The organism is Streptomyces boncukensis, from assembly GCF_011045075.1.
GTDB classification, from domain to species: Bacteria; Actinomycetota; Actinomycetes; order Streptomycetales; family Streptomycetaceae; genus Streptomyces; species Streptomyces boncukensis.
This window is the reverse complement of sequence record NZ_JAAKZZ010000453.1, coordinates 1-5,984: the sequence shown is the minus strand read 5'-3', so window position 1 is coordinate 5,984 and position 5,984 is coordinate 1. Positions and strand designations below refer to the sequence as shown.

Below are 5,984 nucleotides of genomic sequence, written 5' to 3'. Positions count from 1 at the left end.
CCCCAGACCCCACACCGCCGCCAAGTCCGGATCCTCCAGCCGATCCGAACGGCCCACCGACACCGCACCCCGCGTCAACACCCACAACGGCGCCGGGACCTCACCCAGCGCCTGCACCACAGACAGCGCGTCCGCGCACCCGGACGCAAGCAGCACCACACCGGACACATCGGGCAGCTGCGCAACCTCCCCGACCGGGACACTCACCACCGTCGCACCCGCCGCGGACAGCGCCCCCAACACCTCACCACCCCCGGACCCGATGACCACCCAGGTACCGGACAACGCCGCCGGAGGCAGATCGGTCAGCGGCTTCCAGGTGACCTGGTAACGCCACGAATCCAGCGTGGAGCGCTCCTGGTGACGCCTGCGCCACGCGGACAGCGCCGGCAGCGCCGATTCCAGACCGGCCAACTCCTCCAGATCCTCACGCTCGACCGCATCCCAGAACGCGGAATCGGTCACATCGCCGCCAGCCTGCCTCACTGAGGTCTCCGGCCAGTACCGCTCACGCTGGAAGGCGTAGGTGGGAAGGTCGACCACCCGGCCGCCCCAGCCCGCGAACACCTTCGCCCAGTCGACCTCGACACCGGACGTCCACAGACGGCTCACCGCGCCGAGGGCTGTCTCCACCTCGTCCCGGTCCTTACGCAACACCGGTGCGAACACCGCATCGCCGACACTCTCCTGAGCCATGCCGGACAGCACGCCGTCCGGACCCAGCTCCAGGAACCGGGTCACACCGAGCTCAGCCGTGGCCGTGATGCCGTCGGCAAAACGGACCGTCCGGCGCACCTGGCGCAGCCAGTACTCCGGTTCCTGCATCAATCCCGGCTCAGCCACCGCGCCCGTCAGATTCGACACCACCGGGATCCGCGCCGGGCTGAACGACAGGCCGGACAGGACGCTCGCGAACTCCTCCAGCACCGGCTCCATCAGGGCTGAGTGGAAGGCGTGCGAGACCGTCAGGGCGTTGGTCCGCCAGCCACGCGTCGCGCACTCGGCTGCGTAGCGCTCGATAGCCTGCAGGTCGCCGGAGAGCACCACCGAGCGCGGGCCGTTGACCGCCGCCACATCCAGCCCGGAATCGGCGGAATCGGCGACATCAGCTTCCGTCGCCTGCACCGCCAGCATCCCGCCACCCGGCGGCAGCCCCTGCATCAGGCGGCCACGCTCGGCAACCAGCGTGCACGCGTCATCCAGATCGAGAATCCCCGACACATGCGCGGCGACGATCTCACCCAACGAATGCCCCAGCACCACATCCGGGACCACGCCCCACGACTCCACCAGCCGGTACAGGGCCACTTCGAGCGCGAACAACCCCGCCTGCGCCCACAGCGTGCCCTCCAGACCGACACCCCCGGCCAGCACCTCACGCAGCGGACGCTCCAACCGCACATCCAACCGCGCACACACCGCATCGAACGCCTCGGCGAACACCGGGAACGCCTCATACAACCCCAGGCCCATCCCGGCACGCTGCGCGCCCTGCCCCGTGAACAGGAACGCCAACCGACCCTCCCCGGCGACGCCGGAGGCGAGCGTCGCATCCCCGGCCAGCACCACACGGTGCTCCAGCCCGGCCCGCGCCGTGGCCAGCGACCAGCCCACATCCACCGCGTCCAGCTCCGGCCGCTCCGCCACGAACGACCGCAACCGCTCCACCTGCCCCCGCAGCGCGGCCTCGGACTTCCCCGAGACCACCCACGGCACCGACGCAGGGGGCTGAGACGTCGCAGAGCCGAGAGCCGGTTCAGCCTGTGGGGGCGCCTGCTCCAGGACCACGTGCGCGTTCGTGCCGCTGATCCCGAACGACGACACCGCCGCACGGCGCGGCCGGTCGGCCGCCGACCATTCCCGGGGCTCGGTCAGCAGTTCCACCGCGCCGGCGGACCAGTCCACCTGCGGTGACGGCTCATCCACATGCAGTGTCGCCGGGAGCAGGCCATGCTGCATCGCCATCACCATCTTGATCACACCCGCGACGCCCGCCGCCGCCTGCGTATGCCCGATGTTCGACTTGACCGAGCCCAGCCACACCGGCTCACCGTCCTCGCCGCGCTCCTGGCCGTAGGTCGCCGACAGCGCCTGCGCCTCGATCGGATCCCCGAGGCGGGTGCCGGTGCCGTGCGCCTCCACGGCATCCACGTCCGCAGCCGTGAGGCGGGCGTTCGACAGCGCCTGGCGGATCACGCGCTGCTGAGAGGGGCCGTTCGGCGCCGTCAGACCGCTCGACGCACCGTCCTGGTTGACGGCACTGCCCCGGACCACGGCCAGCACCCGGTGGCCGTTGCGCCGCGCGTCCGACAGCCGCTCCACCAGCACCGCCGCAACGCCCTCCGACATGCCGGTGCCGTCCGCGGCAGCCGCGAAGGACTTGCAGCGGCCGTCCGACGCGAGGCTGCCCTGCCGGTCGAACTCGGTGAAGATGTCGGGCGTCGCCAGGACTGTCACACCACCGGCGAGGGCCAGCGAGCACTCGCCGGCGCGCAGTGCCTGGACCGCCGAGTGCAGGGCCACCAGCGACGACGAACATGCCGTGTCGACCGTGATCGCCGGTCCTTCGAGGCCGAAGGCGTAAGCAACGCGGCCGGACAGGACACTGCCCGCGTTGCCGGTGCCGAGGAATGCCTCGACACCGTCCGGGACGCGGCCTATGCGCGCGGCGTAGTCGTGGTACATCACACCGGCGTAGACCCCGGTGTGGCTGCCGCGCAGGGAGGTGGGGTCGATGCCCGCCGACTCGAACGTCTCCCAAGAGGTCTCCAGCAGCAGCCGCTGCTGGGGGTCCATGGCCAGGGCCTCACGCGGCGAGATGCCGAACAAGGCGGCGTCGAACCGGTCCGCGTCGCGGACGAAGCCGCCGACGGGTGCGAACGCCGCACGCCGCAGGGCCTCGTCCCAGCCCCGGTCCGCCGGGAACGGGGACATCGCGTCGGTGCCGCCGGCCACCAGTTCCCACAGGTCGTCCGCCGAGGTGACTCCGCCGGGGAGGCGGCAGGCCATGCCGACGATCGCGATCGGCTCGTCGGAGCCTGCGACGGCGGGTGGGGCCGCGACGGCCCGCCGAGCGCCGATGACCTGGCTGCACAGGTGTTCGGCGAGAGCCAGCGCCGTGGGATGGTCGAACACGAGTGTGGCCGGGAGGCGCAGGCCGGTCGCCGCCTGGAGGCGGTTCCGCAGCCGCACGGCGAGGAGCGAGTCGAAGCCGAGGTCCTTGAAGGGGCGTCCGGGCTCGACGTCCTGCGGCCCGGCGTGCCCGAGGACCGCGGCGATCTCGGCCCGGACGAGGTCGAGGACGGCTCTGGTCCGCTCGGCGTCGGGGAGGGCGGCCAGCCGCCGCGTCCACGTACCGGCTCCGGCGTCGTCGTCGGCGCGGCGCAGCCGGCGGCGGGCCAGGGCCCGGAGCATCGGCGGGGTGTCGCCGTCGTCCAGCGCCGCCGTGTTCAGCCGGATCGGCAGGACGTGCGGACGACCGGAGGCGCGGGCGACGTCGAACAGTGCCATGCCCTCCTCGGCGGACAGCACGCCGGTCAGTTCGGCCGCGCGCGTCGCCTCGGTGGCCGTCAGATGGCCGGTCATACCGGTCGCCTGCTGCCACAGGCCCCACGCGAGCGAGACGCCGGGCCGTCCCTCGGCGCGGCGCCGGTGCGCCAGGGCGTCCAGGAACGCGTTCGCCGCGGCGTAGCCTGCCTGGCCGGCCGCCCCGAAGGTGGCGGCAGCCGACGAGTACAGGACGAACAGGCCGAGGCCCGAGTCGGCGGTGAGTTCGTGGAGGTTGACCGCACCGTCCGCCTTGGCGCGCAGCACGGTCTCGACGCGCCGTGCGGTCAGCGATTCGACCATGCCGTCGTCGAGCGCCCCGGCTGCGTGGATCACCCCGGTCAGCGGGGCGTCGTGCGGGATGGCGGCCAGCACCTCCACCAGGGCGGCCCGGTCCGCGACGTCGCAGGCCACGATGTCCACGGCGACGCCGGCTTCGCGCAGGGTGTCCGCCAGGTCGGCCGCGCCGGGCGCTTCAGGGCCCTGACGGCTGAGCAGCAGGAGCCGTCGTACCCCGGGTTCGCGTGCGAGCCGCTGTGCCGCCAGCCCGCCGAGGACGCCGGTCCCGCCGGTGATCAGCACGGTGCCGTGAAGTCCCTCGGGCCCTGGCACGGCCCGGCGTTCGGCTGGCGTCGTCCGGACGACGCGCGGTACGAGGAGCTCACCGCGGCGTACGGCCAGCTGTGACTCGCCGTCCGCCACGGCGCGCTCGATCCGTTCCCAGCCGGGCAGCGGCGCGGCCGGGTCGTCGGCGTCGAGCAGGACGAAGCGGTCGGGGTGCTCGGTCTGCGCGGCCCGCGCCAGGCCCCATACCGCTGCCGCGGCCGGGTCGGCCGGTGCGTCGGCGCTGCCGGTCGCCACCGCGGAGCGGGTCAGCAGGACCAGCGGAGTGGATTGCTCGCTTTCGCCGCCCAGCCGCTGCTGGATGGCCTCCAGCGCCCGGACGGTCAGGGCGCGCGCCCGGTCGGCCGCCGAGTCGGGTGACGGGCCGGACACGGCGGAGGTGAGGTCTTCGAGCTGCCACGGCCCGCCTGCGGTATCGGCGTCGGTGGCGGTGTCGGTGGCGTCGGGGGCCGTGGTGCCGTGGGCGGTCGGCAGGGGCTGCCATTCGACGGCGAAGAGCGCGTCGCCGACGGCAGGCGCGGCGTCCCCGGCAGCCCACGGGCGCACGGTCAGCGAGCGGATCCGCGCCAGCGGCGCACCGGTGCCGTCGGCGATCTGGAGCGACACGGTGTCAGGGCCCGCGGGGGACACTCTGACGCGCAGCACCGACGCGCCGGTCGCCTGGAGCGACACCCCGGACCATGCGAAAGGCACGGGGGTCGCGCTCGGGTCCTCTAGGAGCCCGCCGACGCCCAGGACGTGGAGCGCGGCATCCAGCAGGGCGGGGTGCAGCCCGAAGCGGGCCGCGTCCTCGCCCGAGGACGCGGGCAGCCGCACCTCGGCGAAGACCTCCTCCCCAACGTGCCACGCCCGGCTCAGGCCCTGGAACGCCGGTCCGTAGCCGTAGCCCGAATCGGTCAGATCCGCGTAGAACCCGTTCAGGTCGACGGGGGCCGCGCCCGGCGGCGGCCACGCGGAGAGGTCGAACGCGTCGGAGACCGCGGTGTTGGTGGCCGTGCTGTCGGCGAGCACGCCGTCGGCGTGCAGGACCCAGTCGCCGCCTGCGGTGTCCTCCTGGGCGTAGACGGACACGTCGCGGTCGCCGTCCGGACCGGGCGCGCCGACGCGCACCTGGATCCGCGCGCCGCCTACCGGGGACGGCAGCAGGGGCTCGTGGAGCGTCAGCTCCCTGACTTCGCCGCAGCCGACCTCGTATCCGGCTCGCAACGCGAGTTCCACGAAGGCGGTTCCGGGGACCACCATGCGGCCGTGGAGCCTGTGGTCCGCCAGCCAGGGCTGCGCCGCCACCGACAGCCTGCCGGTGAGCACCACATCTTCGGCGGTGGCCAGGGCGACCGACGCACCCAGCAGCGGATGGTCCGCCCCGACCAGGCCCGCCGCCGCGACGTCTCCGGCACCGGTGCGGGGCCGCAGCCAGTAGTGCTGGTGCTGGAAGGCGTAGGTCGGCAGCGGGACCTGACGGCCGGTGAGCACGGTGGACCAGTCGACATCGGCCCCGGCCCTCCACGCCTCACCGAAAGCGGACAGCAGACGCCGCATACCGCCCTCATCGCGACGGAGAGTACCCAGCACAGCGGCCTCACCGCCGGACACCTCCACCGTCTCCTCCATACCGACCGTCAGCACCGGATGCGCGCTCACCTCGATGAACGTACGCATCCCCTGCGCCAGCAAAGACCGCACCGCATCCTCGAACTCCACCGTGGAACGCAAGTTCTCAAACCAGTACGCCGCATCCAGCGGACCCTCGACCACGGCACCCGTCAGCGTCGAGCGCATCGGGACCGACCCGGCCACCGCCGACAGCCCGTCCA

General features: G+C 73.2%; 1 protein-coding gene. It reads right to left on the bottom strand.

The window, feature by feature from the left end; all coding sequences use genetic code 11:
* A partial coding sequence (locus G5C65_RS29410) for a type I polyketide synthase (protein WP_241266142.1) occupies window positions 1-5,949 on the bottom strand: 5,949 nt, incomplete at its 3' end.
* Window positions 5,950-5,984 lie beyond the last annotated feature (35 nt).